The 25,483-nt window shown below is 64.2% G+C and carries 15 protein-coding genes and 1 tRNA gene; 4 read left to right on the forward strand and 12 right to left on the reverse strand.

Translation table 11 applies throughout. From position 1 onward, the window contains the following. Positions 1-67: 67 nt before the first annotated feature. Together ACIQ67_RS10115 and alaS are read right to left on the reverse strand one after the other, a co-directional pair. Positions 68-769 (reverse strand): UPF0149 family protein, encoded by a 702-nt coding sequence (locus ACIQ67_RS10115; RefSeq protein WP_397534245.1) that lies wholly within the window; start codon positions 767-769, stop codon positions 68-70. A gap of 77 nt (positions 770-846) precedes the next feature. Next, entirely contained in the window at positions 847-3,474 is a 2,628-nt protein-coding gene (gene alaS, locus ACIQ67_RS10120; protein ID WP_397534246.1) for an alanine--tRNA ligase, read from the reverse strand. Positions 3,475-3,613: 139 nt separating this feature from the next. Here alaS and ACIQ67_RS10125 point away from each other — a divergent pair, with 139 nt between their 5' ends. The 3 genes from ACIQ67_RS10125 to ACIQ67_RS10135 all read left to right on the forward strand — a co-directional run bounded on the left by ACIQ67_RS10125 (position 3,614) and on the right by ACIQ67_RS10135 (position 11,689). Further along, positions 3,614-5,101 (forward strand): NAD-dependent succinate-semialdehyde dehydrogenase, encoded by a 1,488-nt coding sequence (locus ACIQ67_RS10125; RefSeq protein WP_397534247.1) that lies wholly within the window; start codon positions 3,614-3,616, stop codon positions 5,099-5,101. Between the two features lie 63 nt (positions 5,102-5,164). Further along, positions 5,165-10,720: a PAS-domain containing protein gene (locus tag ACIQ67_RS10130; RefSeq protein WP_397534248.1), complete on the forward strand. Its 5,556-nt coding sequence runs from the start codon at positions 5,165-5,167 to the stop codon at positions 10,718-10,720. Positions 10,721-10,768: 48 nt separating this feature from the next. After that, positions 10,769-11,689 carry a diguanylate cyclase gene (locus ACIQ67_RS10135; protein ID WP_397534267.1) on the forward strand — a complete coding sequence of 307 codons (921 nt, stop codon included), beginning with the start codon at positions 10,769-10,771 and terminating at the stop codon, positions 11,687-11,689. Between the two features lie 526 nt (positions 11,690-12,215). Here ACIQ67_RS10135 and ACIQ67_RS10140 read toward each other — a convergent pair. The 7 genes from ACIQ67_RS10140 to ACIQ67_RS10170 form a co-directional block, all read right to left on the reverse strand. Beyond that, positions 12,216-13,007 (reverse strand): endonuclease I family protein, encoded by a 792-nt coding sequence (locus ACIQ67_RS10140; RefSeq protein ID WP_397534268.1) that lies wholly within the window; start codon positions 13,005-13,007, stop codon positions 12,216-12,218. Between the two features lie 1,037 nt (positions 13,008-14,044). Further along, on the reverse strand, positions 14,045-14,890 hold the full coding sequence (locus ACIQ67_RS10145) for a hypothetical protein (protein WP_397534249.1): 846 nt from the start codon (positions 14,888-14,890) through the stop codon (positions 14,045-14,047). Next, positions 14,880-15,518 carry a Rha family transcriptional regulator gene (locus ACIQ67_RS10150; protein WP_397534250.1) on the reverse strand — a complete coding sequence of 213 codons (639 nt, stop codon included), beginning with the start codon at positions 15,516-15,518 and terminating at the stop codon, positions 14,880-14,882. The genes ACIQ67_RS10145 and ACIQ67_RS10150 overlap by 11 nt, the downstream gene beginning before the upstream one ends. Before the next feature lie 98 nt (positions 15,519-15,616). Continuing rightward, positions 15,617-15,931 (reverse strand): helix-turn-helix transcriptional regulator, encoded by a 315-nt coding sequence (locus ACIQ67_RS10155; RefSeq protein ID WP_397534251.1) that lies wholly within the window; start codon positions 15,929-15,931, stop codon positions 15,617-15,619. A 12-nt stretch (positions 15,932-15,943) separates the two neighbouring features. Continuing rightward, positions 15,944-16,429 carry a helix-turn-helix transcriptional regulator gene (locus tag ACIQ67_RS10160; RefSeq protein ID WP_397534252.1) on the reverse strand — a complete coding sequence of 162 codons (486 nt, stop codon included), beginning with the start codon at positions 16,427-16,429 and terminating at the stop codon, positions 15,944-15,946. Between the two features lie 118 nt (positions 16,430-16,547). Further along, a complete protein-coding gene (locus ACIQ67_RS10165; RefSeq protein ID WP_397534253.1) occupies positions 16,548-17,789 on the reverse strand; it encodes a tyrosine-type recombinase/integrase in 1,242 nt (413 codons plus the stop codon). Between the two features lie 186 nt (positions 17,790-17,975). Further along, positions 17,976-18,049 (reverse strand) — tRNA-Gly (locus tag ACIQ67_RS10170). A 94-nt stretch (positions 18,050-18,143) separates the two neighbouring features. Here ACIQ67_RS10170 and ACIQ67_RS10175 point away from each other — a divergent pair. After that, positions 18,144-20,723 (forward strand): ABC transporter permease, encoded by a 2,580-nt coding sequence (locus ACIQ67_RS10175; protein WP_397534254.1) that lies wholly within the window; start codon positions 18,144-18,146, stop codon positions 20,721-20,723. Positions 20,724-20,766: 43 nt separating this feature from the next. Here ACIQ67_RS10175 and ACIQ67_RS10180 read toward each other — a convergent pair whose 3' ends face one another. The 3 genes from ACIQ67_RS10180 to ACIQ67_RS10190 all read right to left on the reverse strand — a co-directional run bounded on the left by ACIQ67_RS10180 (position 20,767) and on the right by ACIQ67_RS10190 (position 25,464). Further along, on the reverse strand, positions 20,767-22,950 hold the full coding sequence (locus ACIQ67_RS10180) for a methyl-accepting chemotaxis protein (protein ID WP_397534255.1): 2,184 nt from the start codon (positions 22,948-22,950) through the stop codon (positions 20,767-20,769). A 94-nt stretch (positions 22,951-23,044) separates the two neighbouring features. Beyond that, entirely contained in the window at positions 23,045-23,578 is a 534-nt protein-coding gene (locus ACIQ67_RS10185) for a chemotaxis protein CheW (protein ID WP_397534256.1), read from the reverse strand. A 50-nt stretch (positions 23,579-23,628) separates the two neighbouring features. Next, positions 23,629-25,464: a methyl-accepting chemotaxis protein gene (locus ACIQ67_RS10190; RefSeq protein ID WP_397534257.1), complete on the reverse strand. Its 1,836-nt coding sequence runs from the start codon at positions 25,462-25,464 to the stop codon at positions 23,629-23,631. Between the last annotated feature and the right edge of the window lie 19 nt (positions 25,465-25,483).

Raw genomic sequence — 25,483 nt, forward strand, 5'->3', positions numbered from 1 at the left:
ACTTTGACTGCGGCTCCTCAATCCGAGCCGTGTGCGCCTGGGTGACTGCAGGCGCACAGGCAGGCGCTCAGTGCAACTCGCCCTCCGGCGTCGGGTTCTGCAGCCAGAACAGGCGCAGGTCCTGCGCCGAGAACAGTGCATCGTCGATCAGTACGTTCTGGTCGACGTCGATGTCCTCATCGTAGGCCTCAGCGATGTAGGTTTCCCGCTGCTCGCCCGCCGGCATGGCCACGGCGGCGATCGCCAGCAGCATGGCATCGAGCATCTGGCCGGCCTGGCTTTCGTCGTTGTGGACATACCAATCGGCTTCATGGTCCTGCACTGCCAACATGAAACCTTCGGACCAAATGACTCCGGGCGAAGGCAGCTGATCGAGCTGGGCCGCGCTGAGCACTCCCTGACTCATCAGGTCTGCTTTCGTGGCCTCATCGAATTCGGTGATCAAGGGCGTAAGGTGCATCGACTCTGGCTCAGCCAGCAGGACTTCGGGATCCAGGCTCTCTGCAATCTCGTTCCAGCGCACGTGCAGTGCTTCGACAAAGGCTTCGGTCTGTTCCTGCTCATCCAGCACGGCCGCCCAGTCCTCGCCAAACAGCGCATCCATGGCAGCCAGTGGCGAGACGGTTTGCGGGCCGCAGATCAGGGCGGTCAGATAGCCATCGAGCATGTCGATCGGCACAGGCGCCTCGTCATCCTCGCTCGAGGCTGCCAGCAGGGAAAGCAGCGCGGCAAGGCGCTCGGTGTTGTCGTGGTCGATGTCCTGGCTCATGGCCGTGTCCTTGTCTTGCGAGATAAAAGGCAAGGGCCCGCGACGGGCCCTTGCGTCCTGCATTGTCCGACGATTCTTCAGAGCTTGGCTTCCACCCACGCTTGCACGCCGGCCAGCGCCGCAGGCAGGGCCTTCGCATCGGTGCCGCCGGCCATAGCCAGATCCGGCTTGCCGCCGCCCTTGCCGCCGACTTGCTGAGCAACGAAGTTAACCAGATCGCCGGCCTTGAGCTTGCCGATCGAGTCGGCGGTGACGCCGGCAGCCAGCTGCACCTTGTCGCCATCCACCGCGGCCAGCACGATGGCAGCGGTCTTCAGCTTGTCCTTGAGCTTGTCCATGGTCTCGCGCAAGGTCTTTGCATCGGCGCCCACCAGCGTGGCGGCCAGCACCTTGAGGCCCTTGACGTCGACCGCCTGCGCCAGCAACTCGTCGCCCTGTGCGGAGGCTAGCTTGCTCTTGGCAGCGGCGAGTTCCTTCTCCAGCGCCTTGACCTGATCCAGCACTGCATGCAGGCGCTGCTCCAGCTCAGCCGGTGCTGCCTTCAGCGTGCCAGCCACGGCCTGCACAGTGGACTCCAGCGACTGCAGATAGGCCAGCGCGTTGTCGCCGGTGACGGCTTCGACGCGGCGCACGCCGGCAGCAACACCGCCCTCGGCGACGATCTTGAACAGGCCGATGTCGCCCGTCGCCTTGACGTGGGTACCGCCACAGAGCTCCTTCGAGGAGCCGATGCTCAGCACTCGCACCGTCTCGCCATACTTCTCGCCGAACAGCATCATCGCGCCGCTCTTCTGGGCATCCTCCAGCGCCATCACTTGCGCGTCGGCAGCCGCATTGGCGAGGATCTCGGCGTTAACGAGGCGCTCCACCTTGGCGATCTGCTCGGCGCTCATCGGCGCGTTGTGCGCGAAGTCGAAGCGGGTGCGCTCGGCATTCACCAGCGAACCCTTCTGCTGCACATGGCTGCCCAGCACTTCGCGCAGGGCCTTGTGCATCAGATGGGTTGCGCTGTGATTGCGTACCGTCTTGGCTCGGGCTTCGGCATTCACCTTGGCCGCGAATACATCGCCAACCTTGATCGATCCTTCCAACACGCGGCCGTGGTGACCGAACACATCGGCCTGGATCTTGATCGTGTCTTCGACGGCGAAGCGGCTGCTGCTGTTGCGCAACTCGCCGTTGTCGCCGGCCTGACCGCCGCTCTCGGCGTAGAACGGCGTGTGGTCCAGCACCACTACCGCGTCATCGCCGGCCTTGGCTTCGGCGACGGTCACGCCGTCCACATAGACGGCGGTCACGGCCGAGGTCTCGCAGACCAGATGGTTGTAGCCATGGAAGGCGGTCGGCGTGCCCTTGTACTCCAGACCCTGGGCCATCTTGAACTTGCCGGCGGCACGCGCCTGCTCGCGCTGGCGATTCATCGCAGCTTCGAAGCCGGCCTGGTCCACCGTCACGCCGCGCTCGCGGCAGACGTCGGCGGTCAGGTCGACCGGGAAACCGTAGGTGTCGTGCAGCTTGAAGGCGGTTTCGCCATCCACTTGCTTGGCGTCACCTGCCAGCGCGCCTTCGAGAATCTCCATGCCATTGGCGATGGTCTGGAAGAAGCGCTCCTCTTCCTGTTTCAGCACCTCGGTGACGCGGGCCTGGGCCTGTCGCAGTTCGGGGTAGGCATCACCCATCTGCGTGACCAGTTCGGCCACGATCTTGTGGAAGAAGGGCGTGCGCGCACCCAGCTTGTAACCATGGCGGATGGCGCGGCGGGCGATGCGGCGCAGCACATAGCCGCGGCCTTCGTTGCCCGGGATCACGCCGTCGACGATGGTGAAGCTGCAGGCGCGGATATGGTCGGCGATGACCTTCAGCGAGGCACTGTCCTTGTCGCAGTCACCGGCACCGGCGCCATCCACAGCTGCCTTGGCCGCAGCCAGCAGGCCGACGAAGGTGTCGATCTCATAGTTGCTGTGCACATGCTGCAGCACGGCCGCCAGACGCTCCAGGCCCATGCCGGTGTCGACGCTGGGTTTGGGCAGCTTGTGCATCACGCCGTCTTCGGTGCGGTTGAACTGCATGAAGACGTTGTTCCAGATCTCGATGTAGCGGTCACCGTCTTCGTTCGGGCTGCCCGGAGGGCCGCCGGCCACATCGGGGCCGTGGTCATAAAAGATTTCGGTGCAGGGGCCGCAAGGGCCGGTGTCGCCCATCATCCAGAAGTTGTCGGACATGTAGCGGCCGCCCTTGTTGTCGCCGATGCGCACGATGCGCTCGGCGGGCACTCCCACCACCTTGTTCCAGATCTCGTACGCCTCGTCGTCCTCGGCATAGACCGTCACCCACAGCTTCTCGGCCGGCAGCATGAACTTGGTCGTCAGCAACTCCCAGGCGAAGGAGATGGCGTCATGCTTGAAGTAATCCCCGAAGCTGAAGTTGCCCAGCATCTCGAAGAAGGTGTGGTGGCGTGCGGTGTAGCCGACGTTGTCCAGGTCGTTGTGCTTACCGCCGGCGCGGATGCACTTCTGGCTGGTGGTGGCGCGGCTGTAGGCGCGCTTGTCGAAGCCCAGGAACACGTCCTTGAACTGGTTCATGCCCGCATTGGTGAACAGCAGCGTCGGGTCGTCGCCGGGCACCACCGGGCTGGACGCCACGATCTGGTGGCCCTTGGACTCGAAGAACTTCAGAAAGGTTTGGCGAATCTCAGCTGCTTTCATTCCGGGGCTTTCTGCTCACACCGCACGCGGTAAATGCTTGATTTTGGGAGGGTTTTGATTATAGGTGCGGGCTCCGTCAGCGCCCCCCAGCCGAGCAGGTAGAGTGCGGTGTTCCCGTCCTCGTTGTGTGGAGTTTGCAATGGATAGCAAGACCAGCCCCCTGGCTGCCCTGGAAGACGCCAGCCTGCTCAAGACCCAGTCCCTGATCAACGGTGAGTGGGTCAGCGCGCAGTCGACTTTCGCCGTCTTCGACCCCGCCACTGGCGCGCATCTGGCCGATGTCGCCAATGTGGGTGCCCTTGAAGCTGAAGCCGCCATTGCCGCCGCCAACAATGCCTGGCCCGCCTGGCGCAGCAAGACGGCCAAGGAGCGGGCCGCGACGCTGATGCGCTGGTATCAGCTGCTGATCAAGCATGCCGACGATCTGGCGCGGCTGATGACGGCCGAGCAGGGCAAGCCGCTGGCCGAGGCCCGTGGCGAGGTGGTCTACGGCGCCAGTTTCGTCGAGTGGTTTGCTGAAGAGGGCAAGCGCATGTACGGCGAGACCATTCCGACCACCGATAACAACAAGCGCTATCTGGTGCTGAAGCAGTCGATGGGCGTCTGCGCGGCGATCACGCCCTGGAACTTTCCCATTGCCATGATCACCCGCAAGGTGGCGCCAGCTCTGGCGGCCGGCTGCACGGTGGTCATCAAGCCGGCCGAAGCGACGCCGCTGTGCGCCCTGGCTGTGGCCGAACTGGCTCAGCGCGCGGGCATGCCTGCCGGCGTGCTGAATGTGCTCAGCGCCGACGCCGACAACTCGGTGGTGATCGGCCATGTGCTTTGTGACAGCGACGTGGTGCGGCATTTGTCCTTCACCGGCTCCACTGAGGTCGGCCGCATCCTGATGAAGCAGTGCGCACCGACGATCAAGAAGCTGTCACTGGAACTGGGCGGCAACGCACCCTTCATCGTCTTCGACGACGCCGATATCGATTCCGCTGTCGAAGGGGCGCTGGCCAGCAAGTACCGCAATGCGGGCCAGACCTGTGTCTGTGCCAACCGCTTTTATGTGCAGTCGGGCATCTATGACGCCTTCGTCGAGAAGCTCGCGGCCAAGGTGGGTGAGATCAAGGTCGGCAATGGCTTCGAGCCTGGTGTCAACCAGGGGCCGCTGATCGATGACCAGGCCCTCAGCAAAGTCGAATCGCATGTGGCCGATGCGCTGGCCCAAGGAGCCCGCCTGCTGGCTGGAGGTCAGCGCCGTGAAGACCTGGGCGCCCGGTTCTTCGCGCCTACCGTGCTGGCCGACGCCAAGCCCGGCATGCTGTGCGCGCGCGAGGAAACCTTCGGTCCGGTGGCGCCGGTGTTCAGGTTCGAAAGTGAAGCCGAAGCCATTGCCCTGGCCAACAACACCGAGTTCGGGCTGGCCAGCTACTTTTTCAGCCGGGATATCGGCCGCATCTTCCGCGTTGGAGAAGCGCTCGAGTACGGTATGGTGGGTGTCAACACCGGCCTGATCTCGGTGGCCGAGGTGCCCTTCGGCGGCGTCAAGCAGTCCGGGCTCGGACGTGAGGGCTCGCATCATGGCATCGATGATTACGTCGAGCTGAAGTACCTCTGTCTCGGCGACATCCTGAAGTAGGGTGGTCGTGCCCGGTCCGGCTTGCTGAGCCTGCGCCGACGCTGACAAGGAGGCTATTCACAGATGAAGCGCGACGACGCCGACATGAACCAGGCAGGGCAGCGGGCGAGCTGGATGCCCGGGTCGGCGCTGCTGATCGCCTCGCTGTTGGCGCTGGTCGGTCTGACGGCCACAGCCGCCGTCTGGTCGCTGATCGAGCGCAGCGCCAGGGACGAAGGCCGCGAGCGCTTCGAGCGCCTGGCAGAGCGGGTCGAGGCTGAGGTCAAGCGGCGCCTGCGGCAGCCCTTGCCGGCACTGCTTGCGATTCGGGGCTTGTATTCGGACGGTGGAGAGCCCTCCGCCACACGCTTTCATCAGTTCGTCGATACGGCTGATCTCGAAGCGGATCGCCAAGGGGTGCGCAGCTTCGCCATCGTGGCGCCGGTCAGGCGGGCAGCACTGGACGCGTTTGAGCTGCAGATGCGCAGCGAGACGCTGGCCGAGTTCCGTGTCCACGGACCGGGCGGAACCGACCCGCTGGCTTACGTCATCAAGCATGTCGCGCCGCTGTCACGCAACTACCTGGCCTGGGGGCTGGATATCGGCGGTGAGGCGATCAAGCGGCAGGCGATCGAGCGCGCCATCAGTAGCGGCGAGCCGGCGCTGAGCGGCCGCTTCAATCCCTTGCACGATGCCAAGGCACAGCCTGCATTCCTGCTGCTCCTGCCCATTTTCCGACCCGGTGCCGACCCGGTCTCGCCCCAGCAGCGCCAGCGCGCGCTGATCAGCCTCGCCTACGCGTCCATCATCATGCCCGAGCTGCTGGCGCGGGTGGAGCGATTGGCCGAGGGGCAACTGGATGTCGAGTTCCATGATGGCGCGCTTGTCGACGCGCAGCGCCTGCTGTACGCCAGTGAACCCGGCGCGCCAGGCGCTATGGGCTTGCAGGGGATCCGGGGGATCGACTTCGGTGGTCAGCGCTTCACGTTGCTGCTGCGCGGCAATGCCGCCTTTGAACAGGGCTTGGACAAAAGCGCGGCCAGCTCATGGGTGATCGGTTTTGGCGTTCTGGCCAGTGTGGGCCTGGCGCTGGCCGGCTTTGTGCTGGTTTCCGCGCGCAGCCGTGCCGAGTCCCTGGCACGGCGCTTGACCGAGGATCTGGAGCGTCTGGCGCATGTGGCGCGGGCGACCGGTGACGCGGTGATGTATCTGGATCCCGAGGGACAGATCCAGTGGGTCAACGAAGGCTTCAGCCGCATCACCGGCCTGGGCGCGGAGCAAGCGCTCGGGCAATACTCCAGCGAACTCTTGGCCGATACCGCCTCGGGCAGTTCCGGACTGATCGACGACGCGCGGCGGCGCGAGCAAGCTTGTGAGCTGGAGCAGCGCATCATGCGGCGCGACGGCAGCGAGGGCTGGGTGCACCGCAATCTGCTGCCGCAGCGTGACGAGCAGGGGCGGCTGCGTGGCTTCGTCGACATCCTGCACGACATCACCAGGCTCAAGCAAACGGAAGCCTCCTTGGCGACCGCGCTGGCCGAGAGCCGCGCGGTCTGGAAAGCTGTGGAGACCCATGCCATCGTCTCGGTGGCCGACCGACAAGGCGTGATCCTGGAGGCGAACGAAGGCTTTGAGCAGATCAGCGGCTATGGCCGCACAGAGTTGCTCGGCGCCGACCACCGCATCATCAGGTCCGGCCTGATGCCCCCGCAGTTTTGGCACGATATGTGGGCCACGATATCCGCGGGCCGCTCCTGGCGTGGGCAGATCTGCAACCGGGCCAAGGATGGCAGCCTGTACTGGGTGGACAGCTTGATCGCGCCGATCCTGGACGAGCGCGGCGCGCCGGCGCGCTATGTATCGATCCGCTTCGACATCACGCAGAGTCGACGCGCGGCCGATGAACTGCAGCGCGAGCGCCAGCGCCTGAGCCACATCATCGAGGGCACAGGTGCCGGCACCTGGGAGCTGAACCTGAAGACGGGCGCCGCCAGCTTCAATGCGCGCTGGGCCGAGATGCTGGGTTTGACGGCCGAAGATGTGCAGGACGCGAGCATCGAGACCTGGCGTCGGCTGGTGCACGAGAACGACCTCCCGGCGGCCGAGGCTGCGTTGAACAGCCATCTGGCCGGCGACGTGCCGCTGTACGAGTCCGAGCTGCGCATGCGCCATGCCAGCGGTGACTGGGTCTGGGTGCTGACGCGCGGCAAACTGCTCAGCCGTGATGCCGATGGCCGCCCGTTGGAGATGGCCGGGACGCATCTGGACATCACCGCCCGCATGCAAGCCGAACAGCGCCTTAGGGAAGGCCGGCGATTGCTCAATCGCGTGGAGAGCCTGGCCGGTGTCGGGGGCTGGTCCTTTGACCTGGATGCACAGGCCTTGAGCCTTTCGGCAGGCATGACGGCGCTGTTCGGTCCGGCCTTGGGCACTGACATGGGGCTCACCCCTTTGCTGCAAGCCTTCGATGACGCGGACCGGGCGCGGCTGCAAGCGGCGATCGATGAAGCCATGGCCCACGGGCAGGGTTGGGATCTGGAGCTGGAGACGCTCCCCAGGCAGGGCCAAGCCAGGTGCCTGCGCAGCGTGGGCGAACTCGAGCGCACTGACGGCAGCGCTGTGCGTCTGGTCGGCGCATTTGCCGACATCACGGCGCGGCGCGAGCTGGAAGCCCGTACCGAACGCAGCAACGCGGTGCTGCGCTCCGTGCTGGACAACCTGCCTTGCGGCCTGATCGTCTTCGGCCCCGACTGGCGTTTGCTGGCCGACAACCAGCAGTTTAAAACGCTGCTGGATTTGCCCGCACATGTGTTCGATGCCGGAGCGCCGAGCTTTGAGGACCTCGCGCGCTTCAACGCCGCTCGGGGCGAGTACGGTCCGGTCGACGATGCCGAGCGGCTGGTGCGTGCGCTGTTCGAGAGTGCCCATTCCAAGGAACCCCACCGCTTCGAGCGTGTGCGCCCGAATGGGGTGACGCTTGAAGTACGCGGCGCCCCTTTGCCGGGCGGCGGGCTGATCACGACCTATGTGGATATCAGCGAACGCAAACGGCTGGAGGCCGGCCGCGAGCAGGCCGCCGCCCTGTTGCGTGCGGTGCTGGAAAGTCTGCCCTGCGGGCTAGCTCTCATCGATGCCGACGCGAACATCGTGCTGAGCAATCAGCGATTCTGGGATCAGCTGGGCATCGCACGCGAGGCGCTGGATGGCGAGGTGGTGCCCGTCCGCCGCCAGGTCGAACTGTCCTGGGCGCGCGGTGACTACGGCGATACACCCTTGGAGACTGCCATCGCGCTGGCGCTCGGACGGGTGCAGGTGGCCTTGCGCGAGCCCCTGGTCTGGGAACGTACCCGGCCGGATGGCTCTGTCATGGAGGTACGCAGCAATCCAGCGCCGCATGGCCTGGTCGCGACCTACACGGACGTGACCGAGCTGCACAGTGCGGTGCGTGACAGGCTCAGCGCAGAGACGCTGCTGCGCGGTGCCATCGACACGGTCAATGAAGCCTTCGTGCTGTATGACCCGCAGGACCGCCTGCTGTTCTGCAACGAGAAGTACCGCCAGATGTACGCGACCTCGGCGGATCTGATCGTGCCGGGCAACAGTTTCGAATCCATCATCCGCGCCGGGGCCGAGCGCGGTCAGTACGCGGCTGCGATCGGCCGGGTGGACGAGTGGGTGGCCGAGCGCATGGAGGCGCACCGTCGAGCCAACACAAGCCTTGTGCAGAGCCTGGACGATGGCCGCTGGGTGCGGGTTGTCGAGCGCCGCATGACGGACGGACACACGGTGGGGTTTCGGATCGATATCACCGACTTGGTCCAGGCCACTCAGGCGGCCGAGCAGGCGTCCGAGGCGAAGAGCCGATTCCTGGCCAATATGAGCCACGAGATTCGCACGCCGATGAATGCCATCTTGGGCATGCTGCAGCTTTTGCAGCGCACGCCGCTTGATGGGCGCCAGCGCGATTACACGAGCAAGATCGACGGCGCTGCGCGTTCGCTGCTGAGCCTGCTGAACGACATCCTGGACTTCTCCAAGGTGGAGGCCGGCAAGATGGAGCTGGACCTGCACCCTTTCAGCGTTGACGCCTTGCTGGCTGATCTGGAGGTCGTTCTCAACGCGTCCACGGGCGAAAAAGCCCTGCGGCTGAGCCTGGTGCGGGATCCTCGCCTGCCGGCCTGGCTGCTCGGCGATGCCTTGCGCCTGAAGCAGGTGCTTATCAACCTCGGCAGCAATGCCATCAAGTTCACGCCATCCGGCGAGGTGCGTATCCAACTCAGCAGCTGCGGTGAGTCTGAAGGGGTTCAGACCGTGGGCATCGAGGTCACCGATACCGGCATCGGCATCGCACCCGAGCACCAGCAGCAGATTTTCGCTGGCTTCTCTCAGGCGGAAGCGTCGACCACGCGCCGCTTCGGCGGCACCGGCCTGGGCTTGGCGATCAGCCAAAGGCTGGTCCGTTTGATGGGGGGGGAGCTCGCGCTTGAGAGTCAGCCGGGCAAGGGCAGCCGGTTCCATTTCGAGTTGCGCCTGGGTGTGGCCGAGGCGCTGCCGGCGGCCTTGCCGTTGCAGCAGGTGGCGCGCGAAAGTGCAGGGCGACTGGCCGGCATGCGTTTGCTGGTGGTGGAGGACAACCTCAATAACCAGCAGGTCGCGCAGGAGTTGCTTCAGGACGAAGGCGCGCAGGTGGACTTGGCGGGCAACGGGCGCATCGCACTCGATCACCTGCAGGAACTTTCCGCACAAGGCCGGTGTCCGGATGTGGTGCTGATGGATGTGCAGATGCCGGTGATGGATGGCTACACGGCCACCCGCGAGATTCGCAAACGAGCCGAATGGGCGTCCCTGCCCGTGATCGCCATGACCGCCAACGCGATGGCCGCTGACCGCACCGAGTGCCTGGCGGCCGGCATGAGCGAGCATATCGGTAAACCCTTCGACCTCGACACGCTTGTGGTGCTGCTGCGCCGACTGACCGGGCGCAGCCAGACCGCGGCGGCGGTGATGACGCCGGAGCTCGACTTGTCCCGGGAGCTGCTTGAACGGGCGGAGCTGGCCGGGCTGGATCTGCCAGGTGCTTTGAGTCGCCTGATGGGCAAGAAGGCGCTTTACGTTCGCATGGCTCGATCCTTCGCAGCAAGCGCGCGGGCATTGCCAGCTGATCTGCGCCAGGCGCGTTCCCGTGCTGAGGCCTGTGCAGCGCTGCATGGTTTCAAGGGACTGGCAGGCACCATCGGGGCTCCGCATCTGGCGGAGGCGGCCCGCCAGGGCGAGGACTTGCTGCGCAGCGCTGATCAGCTGCAGTCCGCATGGATTGACGCCTTGGAGCAGCAGATCGATCAGGCCAACTTGGCCTTTCTGGAACTCGCGCAAGCGTTGGACCTAGCGCCTGAGTCCGAGGCTCACCCCCTGCGCGGCGCTGTCGACCCTGGCGCGGCTCGCATGGCTCTTCAGGCCCTTGCCGAACTGCTCGCCGCCTCCGATCTGGAGGCCCTGGATGCGCTCGAGGCCCTGCGCCGTGAACACGGTCAAGCTCTGGAGCCCAGCTTGCTCGAAGCGCTGGATGAGGCGGTGGCGGAGCTGGACTTTTCTTCCGCGAGCCGGTGCTGCGCGAAATTGTTGGACACTCTCGAACCATGATGATTCGCCTGACTGCTGGAGCACGCCTTGCACACTGAACTGCATGAGTTGCTGGGGCGCAAGCCGCGCCTGCTGATCGTTGATGACCAGGCGCTGAACATCCAAGCCTTGCATCGTGTCTTTGCGGCTGATTGTCAGGTGTTCATGGCGACCTCCGGTGCGCAGGCCTTGCAACTGTGCAGTCAGCAGTTGCCGGATCTCGTGCTGCTGGATGTGCAGATGCCCGATATGGATGGCTTCGAGGTGTGCCTGCGCCTGAAGGCGGACGCCCAGTTGCGCGAGATACCGGTGGTTTTCGTGACCGCCCATCAGGACGGCGATACCGAGACCCGCGGGCTGGACTGCGGCGCTGTTGATTTCATCTCAAAGCCGTTCAATCCCGCTGTTGTCCGGGCGCGGGTTCGGACCCAACTCAGCCTCAAGCTGCAATCGGATCTGCTACGCGAAGTCGCGTTCATTGATGGCCTCACCGGGCTGCACAACCGGCGTTTTTTTGATGAGCGCTTTAACGCCGAGTTGCAGCGCGCGCAGCGCAACAAGAGCAAACTGGCGATCGCCTTGATCGATGTAGATTTTTTCAAGCGCTACAACGATCACTACGGCCATTTGTCAGGGGACGACTGTCTGCGAGCGGTAGCACTTGCGCTTCGCCTGGTGCTGAAGCGACCGGGCGACATCGTGTGCCGCTTTGGCGGCGAGGAGTTCGCTTGCGTGCTGCCTGAAACCGATGCAGCCGGCGCTCTTGCCGTCGGGCGTGCCATGGAGCAGACCGTGCGGGCGCTGCGGACCCCCCATGCGATGTCCGATGTGGCCGACGTCGTCACCGTCAGCGTTGGCATGGCCGTGGGCTCGCCAAGCCCGGATTGGACGATGCTGTCCATGGCGGACTCGGAGCTCTACCGTGCCAAGGCCGAAGGGCGCGGTCAAGTCAGGCTGCAGCAGCTGTCTGATGCGGCGATCGCCGCTTGATCAGGGAGCACCAGGCGCCACAGCAGGCAAACGAAGGGCGCTTGGTTCAGCTCAGGCTTGCTTGTGGAGCGTTCTCTTCCCAACGCCGCGCCCCAAACGCCAACGGCCCACAAGGGGCCGTCATCGGGTGGTGAAGGGAAGCCAGAAACCGAGTTAGGCTGCAAGGATGCGGGATGTGCGCCGATTGGAGCTTGATTTGCTCCCCCGCTTTGTATACGCTGCCCCGCTACCGTTGGCCTACCGCGCGCCTGCCGCCTGTTGATTCGCTGTTCTTTCAGGTCCAGGCACGGTCGTGCATCGGTCGGCTCGCGTCACAGCAAGGCCATGAATACAGCGCCTAAGCGCTTGTCACGGTTAGGGTTTGTAGGCTGACTCTCCCGGAATGTTCCGCGTGCGTGCGCGATGCCCCAACCAAATGTCTCACTCGTGCACAGCGTCGGTCGGCGGAATCCGTCGGCCGACTCCGAGAGGAGAGCCGTCGGAACGCTAGTTCACGCCCGAGACGGGCCTTCCGCGAAGTACACCTTCAGGGAACGCGACACTCCTTGCCCCAGATTCGCTGAGCCAAGTCTGGACGGTCGACAAACGGGTTGCGGTTGCCCTGATGGCGCGCTACGGCCGCGTGGCGATCACGCTCCTGCTGTGTGACCGGGAAGGCCTGTCCCCAGCGAAGCAGCACGCAAAGGTTGCCCAGGTTGGGTTCGCCGTCGCGGGTCGAGCGTTGGACGAGTTCGAGGTTTGGGGTCCTGTCGCCGATCGGATCACCTTCGTAACGGACGGCGACGTACATCAGCATGCGTGCCACCTGCCCCTTGGCCGCGTCACTCGGCTCCCATGTCGCAGATGCGCCCTTGCCGCGTCGCGATGCGCACTCGGGTATGTGCTCGCCGCCGACGGCCAGGTCCAAATTGCCGCGTAGGGAGTTGCAGCGGACGAGCTCCGCAGCAACGTGGTGCGCGTCGGTGTGCGCCCATTGGTCACGGCGGGGAAATGCCTTGGACTTGGGCCAGACGTGTTCGCGGTTCCACTTTTGGTCGCAGCTTGCTGGCGCCTTCCCCTCAGTGCAGTGGGCCGGAATTGCAGTACGGCTGTATATGCCGACGACATGGCCGGATCGGCTTGGGTCTTGATCGGCGTCCTTGAGCACCTCCCAAAGCTCCCGGTAACTCAGAGGGCGATGGCCGCGAGCGGCGATGGCAGACACCGCGCTCTTGAGCTCAGCGCCTTCGAGGCGGCTGAGCGCAGCGTAGGGATCTGCAGTCGCCGAGACCGCCCAAAGTGCGAAGACGACGAAGGTGACTAGAACTCGAATGGCCATCAATCAGAGATGAAGAACAGACTCGGTCGGAATTCATAGAGGCCGAGTACCGATAGCGCCTCCAGGCGTGGACGTGGGCGTGGGAGTAAGCCCAAAGCGGCCATGCCGCAAGGGAGGTCTCGCCTGCTGATTTTCGCCTGTACTTTATCTGTACTTTGGGTGTCTTCACTCGTCGCTAAGCATTGCCGTCGCCCCGGTGTCCGGCTGCAATTCGATCAAGATCCATTGGGTGCAAGCGTGGTTCTGCCAAGTCAGCCAGCCACTGCCGCATCGCGGCCAGGAGGCGACTGCCTACAACCTTGGCTGCCTGGCGGTTGCTGTGCCCCGTCGACTTGATGAGCTCGCTCTTGCCGGCAAGCGTGCGCAGGGCAGGGGGACGACAAGGCGGACGAAATAGATGCCGCTGCGGCGGCGATCCAAGCTATTCAAAGGGCACCCTTTGTATGAGCGCGCTGTACCTGGTGCTGCGCTAGCTCGAAATCCTGAACAGAATCAAGTAGCTAGCGAGATGTGGAGCGGTGAAGGGAAGCCAATAAACAACGTTTGACCGCATGAATACTGGGCGAGCGACGATTGGAGTTTTGTTTGTTCCCCCACTTGTTCCCCCGTTTCGCTTACGCTGCCAATTGCCGCTAGCTTACTGTCAGCGCCTGTTGTTCTCCAGTTGTTTCAGGCCCGAGCCCGGTCGTGCATCGGTCGGCACGCTTCACAGCAGCGCCATGAATGCAGCGCCTAAGCGGTTGTCACGGTTAGGGTTTGTTGGGCTGACTCTCTCTGAGCGTTCCGCGCGCGTGCGTGATGCGGACGGTGCAGGCAGCGCCGCCAGCCATTCGCTGCTGATTCCTGCTCCATTTGCTGAATATCGTTCCAGGGGCGATTCGTTCCGCGAATGAGGAACCTGTCGGTCTGGAAAACCAACAGCTTTTCAAGATCTATGCGCCCCCTCCCCCTGCCAGCCTCCCGATACTTGCCGATAGTTTTTCAAGAGCCGGTGCAGCACAGCACGGAAAGCGCCATGCCGCACCGACGATCAGCCGCTAGGAACTGCTAAGGCGCTTGGCCCGGCCTTGTAGTGCGTTGGCTACCCATGCTTGAGCGTCGGCACGCTGGCGCCGCTGCGGCGAGCTCTTGCCGGGCAGATACTCGCCGGTCGCCGTGTCGTACAGCCCAGGGTCCAAGTCCTGATCACGGACGCGCACGGTCTCGCCCTCATCAATGCACCCTTGGACCCGCTTCCCGGCCGCTGCCGCTACAGCAGATGGCTTCTCTAGATGGTGTTCTGGAGAAGGAACAGGCGAAGCCCTCAAAGTGGTCTTGATAGGCCCGCCAGCAGGAACAGGCAGCGCATTCCCTGTTCCGCCAGCAGGACCAATAGCGGGTGGCTCTGTTCCGCCAGCAGGACTAAGCGCAGTGTTTTCGCTGCCAGCATCGCGCCAGCGCTCGAAGCACTGCTCCCGGGTCGGTCGAGTCGGTGCAATCTCCAGCGTGCGGTAGGCACCGCGCTCGAAGGCCGCCACTGCGCCAGGCTCATAGTCGGCGTGCCGATCCAGCGTGCGCCAGGTCACGGCGTACCAACTCGCCTTGTTGGGCCTGTGCCCTTTCACGGTCTCGAAGATCAGCCCGGCCGCGATCAACTCCCGCTTGGCCCGGTCGATCACGCTGGCCGAAGTCCAGCCGCGCTTTGCCAGGTAGGCCCGGCTCGCCAGTAATCGCCCGTTGTTGTCGCGTACGAACTGGCGCGCAAGCTCCATCAGCAAGGCCCTCGCCGGGTAGCTCAGAGCCTTGTAGGCGGGGCTGTCCAGCACTGCCCAAGGCAGAGCCACAAACCCGCCAGCATCGCGGCCAGAGTCCCCCTTGCCTCGTTTCGCGCGGTCATTGCTCATGATGGCGAAGCCCTGCGTCAGCGCCCGGCGCTTGGGTCAGTGCTGCCAGGCACTGCAATGCGCTCTTGGCCCGGTGATAGCCTTCGTGATGATCTTGTGCACCGCGCATGGCCTGCGCCGCCAGGCTCTGCGCAATGATCAGCATGGCCTGCTGCGGCACCGGGGCAGTGCGCCGCTCTCCAGCCGCAAGCCCGGCCACTTTGTTGATCAGCTTGTTCACGTTCTGGTGAACGAAGCGCTCATTCGGCGAGCCAGCCGCCAGCGCCTGAATGCCGTCATGCAGTTGGTGATAGCCCGGCAGATACTCGACCCGATGCAAGTCGGCAGCGCTGCGGGCATCCCGGAACGCCTTCACCAGAGCCAGCTTGAGTTGGAGCACGCGACGGTTGTTGCGGCTGTAGGTCAGCAGCAGATAGCACTGATCCTCATTGAGTCGCGCGAACTTGACGCTCTGCCCGGTGCGGCTGCCGCTCGAAGCTCCGGTTTCAAACCGGACCTTTCCCAGTTGCTCGAAGTCGGCGCGGTGCTTCTTGACCAGCTCGAACAGGCTCTGATGCTGCACGCCCAGCCGCCCAGCCAGCAGCCGGGAGTCCAGCCGCGCTTCGTCGTTGTAGGCGGTCAGTACCAAGGTGCCGCCATCGGTGCCAGAATCGACCCTGTTTGATGATGTTTGTTTTCCGAAGCCCTGCGCCGCGCTAACGGTCGGGGCTTCTGTCTTTGGGGCGCTCATTGGTCGCCCCCCTGAGCCTGAATCCAGGCCCGCACATCAGCCGCCTTCCAGCGGGTGCAGCGTGCGCCCAATCGCACAGGTGCGGGGAACTGACCGGCCGCCAGCTTGCGGTAAATGGTGGCCCCAGATAGCCCGGTTGCTTGGCCTACGGTCTGAATGCGCAGCAGCGCATCTGCGAGTTGGAGAACATCGAGCGATTGGATGTTCTTGATGCACCGTTCAGCGCCCGTCAATGGCTCCGGCTTGAATGCATTGGTGGTGTGAATGGACGCGGCTGCGCCTGCCTTGTTGGTGGCATTGATCGTTGTCATGTTGTCCCCCGGTCAGAGCGAAGCGATAAGGCTGCGAATATCGGTTGAGCGCCACGCGACACAGCGCGTAGACAGTCGGACGGGGGCAGGGTATCGACCAGCCTTAACGCCAGCCCACCAGCCAGAGCGGCTAATAGGGACGTGCTGAAGTACCGTGGGCAAGCGCCACAGTTCTATGCTGGAATCTTTGGGGGGGTGAGCGAGAGCGCCAGCCGTTGCGGTGGCGTCGCGGCGTTTGCCGCTAGTAGCAGATGGTCGTGCAGATGAGCGTGATCGTCGAGGCTCTGGGTCGGCGTCGCCGCCGTCATCATCATCGCCGCCCGATCCACCTTCAGCGCCTGGTGCCGCTTCAGTCGTCGCAGATGCGCCGCCGCCGCCAGCTTCGGGGAAGCCGTCAGTGATGAAGGTATTTCCTGCGCGCTTCTCGTAGCTGCCGCCGGTGAGGATGCTGTTCACGTATTCGGCGTAAGAAGTTCTGCCGGTCAAGATGTAGATCATGGGTTTCCTCTTTGCTGGCTAACGAGCGATGTGATGACTGTTCAAAAGCCCAGTTAGTCCAGTGATGGCGATTATGCAGAGCAATAGTCCAGCGTCAATCAAAAAAAGCTTGTTCGGCTTAGGCAGCCTTGAACTCGATCACCTTTGCCCCGGCCTTGAGCTTGTCCAGATAGTCGGCCCAGGTCTGCATCATCTGGTGCCGCTGTTGCATGTACTCTGCGCGGTCATAGGCTGACCCCAGCGGGCCGCTCTTGCCGTGCCCTAGTTGCGCTTCCACCATGTCGGCGGGAATGCCAGGGATGCGCTCTGCGAGCATGGTGCGGGCCATCGCGCGGAATCCGTGGGCCACATGGTCGTCATTGGAGAAGTCCAGGCGGCGAAGCGCTGCGTTGATGGTGCCGTCGCTCATGGGCTTGGCGTGGTCGCGCGCGCCGGGGAACACATAGCGCCCATGCCCGGTCAGCGGTTGCAGGCTCTTCAGAATGTCGATCGCTTGGGCGCAGAGCGGGACTAGGTGCGGCTTGCCGTTAGCCTTCTGTTGCTTGGTCCGCTTCATGTCGGTCGGCGGGATGGTCAGCAGTGCAGCGCCCAGGTCAACCCAAGCCCATTCCATCGCGCGGATATTGCCCGGACGCTGGAAGAACAGCGCCGACAACTTCAGGGCGGCGAGCGTGGTGGGTTGGCCGGTGTAGCCATCAATGGCGCGCAGCAGTTCCCCCGCCTTGACTGGGTCCAGCACGGCGGCGAAGTGCTTGGCAACATGCGGCTTGAGTGCGCCTTTCAGGTCGGCGGCAGGGTTGTGCTCGCAGTAGCCAGCCTGCACGCCATAGCGGAACACTTGGCCCACCATCTGTTGCAGGTCTTGCGCCGTGCTCAAGACGCCTTTGGCCTCCACCTTACGCAGCGTCGACAGCAGTGCGGGAGCCTTGATCGAACTTAGGGGCAGTGCGCCAATGTGGGGGAACAGATATATCTCGTTCATGCGAATCCACTTTGTCGCATGGCCCTCGCTCCAGCCGGATTGTTTGACGTTGTGAAACTCGCGCGCCACGGTTTCGTAGGTCGTGGCGTTGCTGGCGGCTTTGGCGATCTTGTGAGCCTTGCGGGCCTGGACAGGGTCTGTGCCCTCGGCCCTTGTCTTGCGTGCGTTGTCTCGGCCATCCCGCGCCGCCTTCAGGGATACGTCCGGGTAGGTGCCCAAGGCTAGGCGCTTTTCCTTGCCGTCAAAGCGGTACTTTGCGAACCACCGTTTGCTGCCGTTCGGCGTCACTTCCAGGTACAGGCCTCCGGCATCTGGAAGTCTGACGCGCGTCTTGTCAGGGGGGCAGGAAGCATTCTTGCAGGCGGGATCGGTCAGCATGGGGGAACAACTCCGGGGGTACAAACTGCGGTTTGCTACGGGGGGCGCTATCTGTTCCCCCTGATGTTCCCCCGTCATGCTTGCGATGTAAAGCCCCTTTGTGCGCGGTCCTGACATGAAAAAGCCCCTAAGTCGTTGATTTACTTGGGGGCTTTAGCCTTTGTGAACCCTTGTGATTCACTCATGTGGAGCGGGTGAAGGGAATCGAACCCTCGTATGAAGCTTGGGAAGCTGCCGTTCTACCATTGAACTACACCCGCGCGTGACGGATTATAGGTAGATCCCTCTGAGCCTGAGAGGCGGCCAAGCCCCTGGCTAACCGACTGGAAGGCGTCGGGCGCTACAGTGCGAGGCATGAGCCGCACCTCCGCTTCGTCTGCCCAGCCTTCACCCTCATCTTCTTCCCTGCATCCACCCCCTGTGTGGTTGCTGGCTTGGCGCCAACTCTGGCGTGACTGGCGTGCTGGCGAACTGCGTTTGCTGGTGCTGGCTGTCGCGCTGGCGGTGGCGGCCGTGTGCGCGGTGGGCTTTCTGGCTGACCGGCTAGAGCGTGGGCTGCAGCGCGACGCCGGTCGACTGATGGGCGGCGATGCGGTGCTGTCGAGTGACAAGCCAACGGCTGCCTCGCTGCAGGCCCTGTCCGCTGAACTGGGGCTGAAAGCCACGGCTTCGGTGAGCTTCCCCAGCATGGCTCGTGCACCGGAGGCTCAGGGCGGCGCCAGCCGCCTGGTTGCGGTGCGTGCCGTCGATGAGGCCTACCCTTTGAGAGGGCAGTTGAAGCTGCTGGACGGGCGCAAGGTCGGGGCGCCGGCGCCTGGCTCGGTCTGGGTGGACGCACCAGTCTTGGACGCCCTGGGCTTGCAGGTCGGCGACAAGCTGTTGCTGGGTGACTTGAGCCTGACGGTGGCAGGGCTGATCGCCGAGGAGCCGGACCGCGGCGGAGGCTTCATCAACTTTGCCCCGCGGGTGATGTTGGCGAAGCTTGACTTGGCTGCCACGGGCCTGGTGCAGCCTGCGAGCCGGCTGAACTACAGATTCGCGGTGGTGGATCCGCAGGGGCGTGCGACCGTACTTGCCGGCTTTGAGCGACGTGCGCGTGGCTTGATCGAGGCTGAGCACCTGCGTGGCGTACGGATTGAAACCCTGGAGGGCGGACAGCCCGAGATGCGCCAGACATTGGACCGCGCGTCGCGCTTTCTGAAGCTGGTTGCGATGCTGGCGGCCTTGCTGGCGGCGGTTGCCGTGGCGCTTGCGGCGCGCGATTTCGCAGCCCGGCACCTTGATGATTGCGCGATGCTGCGGGTGCTCGGCCAGCCGCAGCGCCGCATCGCCTGGTCATACGGTCTCGAGTTTGGCTTGGTGGGTTTGTTCGCCAGCGTGGCAGGCGTGGTGCTAGGTTATGCCCTGCATCATGTTTTCCTCGCATTGCTGGCCGGCCTGATCGAGGTCCAGTTGCCCAATCCCAGCCTGTGGCCGGTCGGGCTTGGCTTGGGTTTGGGCATGAGCTTGCTGCTGGGCTTTGGGGTGCCGCCGGTGCTGCAGCTGGCGTCTGTGCCGCCTCTGCGGGTGATCCGGCGTGATCTGGGTGGGCTCAAGGCCAGCTCCCTGTTGGTCCTGGCCGCCGGTGTGCTGGGCTTTGCCGGCATCCTGGTCCTGCTGGCTCAGGACGCGACCTTGGGTTTGATGGCCGCTGGCGGATTCGGCCTGGCTCTGGGCTTGTTCGCCTTGCTGGCCTGGCTGGCTGTCGCAGCCCTCCGGCGTTTGGTACCGCTGGGTGCGGGTGGCATGTCTATGCCGCGCTGGTTGCTGCTGGCCACGCGCCAGGTAGCGGCACGCCCGGTCTTCGCCGTGGTTCAGGTGTCGGCGCTCTCGGTCGGTTTGATGGCCCTAACGCTGTTGGTGCTGCTGCGCACGGATCTGATCGACAGCTGGCGCGCAGCCAGCCCCGCCGATGCGCCTAACCGTTTCGTGATCAACATCCAGCCAGAGCAGGCGGAAGCGTTTCGTACAGCGCTGACTGAAGGCGGCGTTGGCAAGTTCGACTGGTACCCGATGATTCGAGGCCGCTTGGTCAGCATCAACGGGGCTGCGGTCTCGCCGCAGCAGTTCAGTGAAGCGCGCGCGCAGCGATTGGTCGAGCGCGAGTTCAACCTCAGCCACAGCCGCACCTTGCCTGTCCACAACAGTCTGATTGCTGGCCAATGGCGCGAGGAAGAGACCGATGGCGTCAGCGTCGAGGAAGGCCTGGCCGCGCAACTGGGCATCAAGCTAGGCGACCGTCTGGGTTTCGACATTGCCGGTCAGACCGTCGAGGCTCGTATCAGCAGCGTGCGCAAAGTGGACTGGGCGTCAATGCGCGTGAACTTCTTCGTCATGTACCCGCGCGCACAGATGCCGGAGCTGCCCTTGACCTATATCGCGGCGTTCCGCGCCCCCGCGGGTTCGGTGCTCGACAAGCGCCTGGCGCGCGATTTCCCCAACATCACTGCAGTTGATGTGTCTGCGCAGCTGCGACAGGTGCAGAGCGTGTTGAACCAGGTCATCGAGGCGGTGCAGTTCCTGTTCGGGTTCACCTTGGCCAGTGGCGTCGTGGTGCTGCTGACTGCGGTCGGCAGCACGCGCGAGGCGCGCATCCGCGAGTTCGGCCTGATGCGTGCGCTGGGCGCGAGCTCGCAACTGCTGTCCCGCGTGCAGCGTGCTGAACTCCTGGGTGTCGGTGCCTTGGCGGGCTTGCTTGGCGGCGGCATGGCCCTGCTTCTGTCCGCGCTGCTGGCGCGCTATGTGTTCGAGTTCAGCTGGGGCGGCAGCCTTTGGGTGCTGCCGGCCAGCATGGCTGCGGGGGCGTTGCTGGCGCAGCTGGCCGGCTGGTGGAGTCTGCGCGGTGTGCTTGAGCGACCGGTGGTGGCGACGCTGAGGGCTGCACAGGCGGATTGAGACTGCGCTCAATCCGTCGGGCAGCCCGGAACGCGTCCGACGCTCAGAAGCTCTCCCATTCGTCACTGACCTTGTTGTCGCTGGAAGGCCTGCTGGCGGCAGCAGGCGGCGGGCTTGCCGCTGCTTTGGGGGCAGCTGGCGCAGCCGGACGCGGCGCTGCAGTTTTGGCGTGAACCGCGCTGACGGGTTTTGCCGGCTTTGCCGCCGGCGCGCGATTCGTCGTTGAGGTCGTCGTTGCCAGCGGCTTGTGCGGCACCGGCGTACGCGTAGCGGCGCTGCCGGGCTTGTTCTGCGACCCAGCCAGGGAAGCAGACGCGGAGGTTCGGAACACCGACACGGCGCTCACCAATCGATGCGCCTGTTCGCGCAGGCTTTCGGCCGCCGCCGCCGATTCTTCGACCAGCGCTGCGTTCTGCTGTGTCATCTGGTCCAGCTGTGCGACCGACTGACTGACCTGGCCGATGCCATCACTCTGCTCGGCCGATGCGACACTGATCTCGCCGATGATGTCAGCCACCCGTTGGACGCTGGAGACGATGTCGGTCATCGACGTGCCGGCTTCCTGGACCAGCCGTGCGCCCACTTCGACGCGGTCCACGCTGGCGCCGATCAGCGTCTTGATTTCCTTCGCCGCTTCAGCACTGCGCTGAGCCAGCGAGCGAACCTCGCTGGCGACAACGGCGAAGCCGCGGCCTTGCTCGCCGGCGCGGGCGGCTTCCACAGCAGCGTTCAGGGCCAGGATGTTGGTCTGGAAGGCGATGCCATCGATCACGCCGATGATGTCGTTGATCTTCTTCGAGCTGGCATTGATTTCGTCCATGGTCGAGACGACCTGGCCGACCACATCACCACCGCGGGCGGCCGCCGCCGCGGCGCTGGATACCAGTTGATTGGCCGTGCGGGAAGAATCAGCGGTCTGCCGGACGGTGCTGCTGAGCTCTTCCATGGACGACGCAGCAATCTGCAGATTGGACGCGGTCTGCTCCGTGCGCTGGCTCAAGTCCTGATTGCCCGAAGCAATCTCACCGCTGGCCGTGCCGATCGAATCGACCGAATGGCGTACCGTGCCGATCATGTCCGCCAGGCGACTGCGCATGCTTTCCGTGTCGCGGATCAGTGCGCCAATCTCATCCGGCCGATCGCTGTGCACGGCCGTGGTCAGGTCGCCTTGGGCAATGGCCTTGATGGCCTCGCTCAGGCTGGCAAGCGGCTGAGCGACCCAATTGCGCATCATCCACAGCAGTCCGAATCCCAGTGCCACGGCGGCGCCGCCCAGCAGCAGCCAGAAGGGCAGCAGGGTGGCCCATTGCGCCCGCGAGGCTTCACCGCGGGACACCTGAGCAATCACCCAGTGGCCTGTCTTCTCGCTCTTTCGGACGACAGCAAAGTTGTCGCTGCGACCGTTGCCCAGAACGTCAGGCACTTCGCTGATGTAGCCTCGCTCATCGGCCTCGACCAGCACCTTGTCCAGGCCGGGAGCAGCCTCACTCACCGGTTTGCCGCTGGCGGTCTTGTGACCAAAGAGGCGGGCCTTGGCGGGGTCAGCATTGCCAGTCAGCAGATAGATGCCGCCACTGTCAAAGAATCTGGAGTCCTGGGCCATCTTGGCGATGGCCGCTTCGAAACTGTCGAGCGCGAAGCCAATGAACAGCAGGCCCACGACCTTGCCGGCATCGCTCTTCACAGGCTCGTAGTAGGTCATGTAGGCCTGGCCAAACAAGGTGGCTCGACCGGTATAGGGCTTGCCCGCACTGACCGCAGCGTAGGCTGGGTGCTGCTTGCCCATCATGGTGCCCATCGCGCGCTCGCCTTTTTCGTTCTTTAGCGAGGTGGTAATGCGGATGAAGTCGTCGTCCTTGGCCGCGAACACTGTCGCGACGCCGCCCGTCGTCGACGTGAACTTGTCGACCTGTGTGAAGTTGCCGTTCAGCGGTGGGCCCCAGTCCCTCAACTCACCTGTGGCTGGGTCCAAGCTGAAGGCGGGGCCGAATTCCTGGCGGAAGGTACCGAAGGAACGCTGCGTCTGTGCCCGCGCGGCATCGTCCAGAGCCTGGATGCTGTCTGCGATCGCCGTGGTTTTGTCGCCGACCCATGTGATGACACGTTCTTTGGCATCGCGACTGAGCATGATGCTGACGACGACGCTGCTGCCGAGCAGGATGGCTGCCAGCGTGAGGCTGCCGAACAGCGAAACGCGTCTGGCGATCGAAGTGACTGGTGCGGACATGGGTACTCCTCATCCGAAAGACGAACGTTCAACGCCTGCAGTGCGGCGCCAGCCAACAGCAGATGCCCGGCGCGGAGCCGGGTTCAGCTCAGGCTCAGGCGGCCATCACGTCCATCAAGCCCATGTCGGCGCTGCTCATCAGCCCCTCGATGTCCATCAGGATCAGCATGCGGTCGTTGACGGCACCGATGCCGGTGATGAAGCTGGTGTCGACCGCACTTGCGTTCAACTCTGGCGCGGGGCGGATCGAATCGCGGCTGAGTTCCAGCACATCGGACACCGAGTCGACGACCGCGCCGACGACGCGGTTGCGCACGTTCAGCACGATCACGACCGTGAAGCTGTTGTACTCCGCAGTCGGGCACCCCAGCTTCAGCCGCAGATCAACGATGGGGACGATCACGCCGCGCAGGTTCACCACGCCCTTGATGAAGTCAGGGGCATTGGCGATCCGGGTTGGCGGTTCGTAGGAGCGGATCTCCTGAACCTTCAGGATGTCGATGCCGTACTCTTCACTGCCCAGGCGGAAGGTCAGGTATTCCCCACTGGCCGGACCATGAGCCTTGACGGTCAGATTCCCGGAACCGGCATGCGGGACCAGTTGAGTGGTTTCGGAGACTTGTTCCATGGCTTACCTCGTCTGTGTGCGGGATCGTTGATTGCGGGTGAAGGAGTGGCTCAGAAACTTTCCCACTCGCCATCGGCGAGGGCAGTCTTGTCCGACTGGCGCTGTGCTGTAACTTTGGTGGCTTCAGCAGGTGCTGTTGCGGCCCGCGGTGCAGGCGCCGTGCGGGGCGCAAGGCTTGCCGTCGGCCGGGGCGCTGCTTGCCCCTTGGGTGACTTCGGTGCGGTGGGCGGCACGCTCGTGGCGGCGGCCGATAGCGGCTTGACCGGCGCAGCCGGCCTGGGCTTAAATGTGGCGTGATGAGTCACCGCTTGACCTGTGCTCGCACTGACGCGGAATCGATCCACGGCCTGGGCCAGCCGTTCGGCCTGATCTTTCAGGCTCTCCGCGGCTGCGGCGGATTCTTCGACCAGGGCCGCGTTTTGCTGCGTCATCTGGTCGAGCTGGACGACCGACTGGTTAACTTGCCCGATACCGTCGCTCTGCTCGCTCGCTGCTGCGGCGATTTCACCGATGATGTCGCTGACACGTTGCACGCTGGTAACGATGTCGCTCATCGATGAGCCAGCTTCCTGCACGAGGCGCGCGCCGGTTTCGACGCGTTCGACGCTGGCACCGATCAGAGTCTTGATCTCACGCGCGGCCCCGGCACTGCGCTGGGCGAGGCTGCGAACCTCTCCGGCCACGACCGCAAACCCACGGCCCTGCTCGCCGGCACGGGCCGCTTCCACGGCAGCATTCAGCGCCAGGATATTCGTCTGAAAGGCAATGCCGTCGATTACGCCGATGATGTCGCTGATCTTCTTCGAGCTGGTGTTGATGTCGTCCATCGTGGCGACGACCTGACCCACCACCTCACCGCCTTTGGCTGCGGCCCCCGACGCGGACGAGACCAGCTGGTTTGCCGTGCGTGCGGAATCTGCCGTCTGCTTGACGGTGCCGGTCAATTGCACCATCGATGAAGCGGCCAGCTGGAGGTTGCTGGCGGTTTGCTCCGTACGGCCGGACAGATCCTGATTGCCGCTTGCAATCTCGACGGAGGCGGTTCGGATGCTCTCAGCCGATGAACGCAACTGCCCGACCAAGCCCTGCAGGGACTGCTGCATGTGCTGCAGCGACTGCATCAGGTGCGAGGCTTCGTCCTTGCCTTCGATCGTCCGGGGTGTGCTGGTGAGGTCGCCTTGCGCAATCGCATTGGCGAGTTGCTCGGCATCGGAGAGCGGCTCGCAAATGCTGGTCATGTTCAGCAAGGTCAGCGGGACCACCACCACGGCTGACACGAGCAGTACAACGACGAAGGCCGTCAGTACGCTGGCGCGTGTGGAGGCGGCTGAAGCCTGGGCCGCCTCGCTTTCCTTGCCCAGTTGCTCGCGCATCTCATCGATCAGCTTCTCGGCGAGGGCAGCATCCTCCTTGGCCCGGCCCAACAGCTTGTCGGCGACAGCGGCGTTGTCGTAGCCTCCTGCTTCTAGCTGAGCCAAGACGGCCTGGGCTTTGCCAGCGTAGGCTTCGAGGGCCGCCAGCATCTTCCCCATCTGCACGCGATCCGCTTCGGTCTGGCTGACGGCCATGTCTTTGGCAATTTCGCCAATCGCCTTGCGCGCCGCGTCCCACTTGGCCCGGGTCGCCTTCACGACCTCGGACTTTTCGTAGTTGATGATCATGTCCTTCTCGAAGCCGCGCATCTCCCCCATGGTGCGAACCAGGCGGGTGAGATGGGTAGCCTCGGCGACGGACGTGTCAGCAAAGTCCTGGGTGAGCTTGTTGAGCGAGTTCATGCCCAGCAGGCCGACGCCGCCGACCGCCAGCAGCAAGCCCAACACCATGGCAATCGCCCCGATCATTCGGGTGCGGATGCTGAACTGGCGGAGCAGGGCGCGCAGATTCATCGTTTCTTTCCGGAGGTTG

The organism is Roseateles sp. (assembly GCF_044373315.1).
GTDB lineage: Bacteria > Pseudomonadota > Gammaproteobacteria > Burkholderiales > Burkholderiaceae_C > JACDQM01.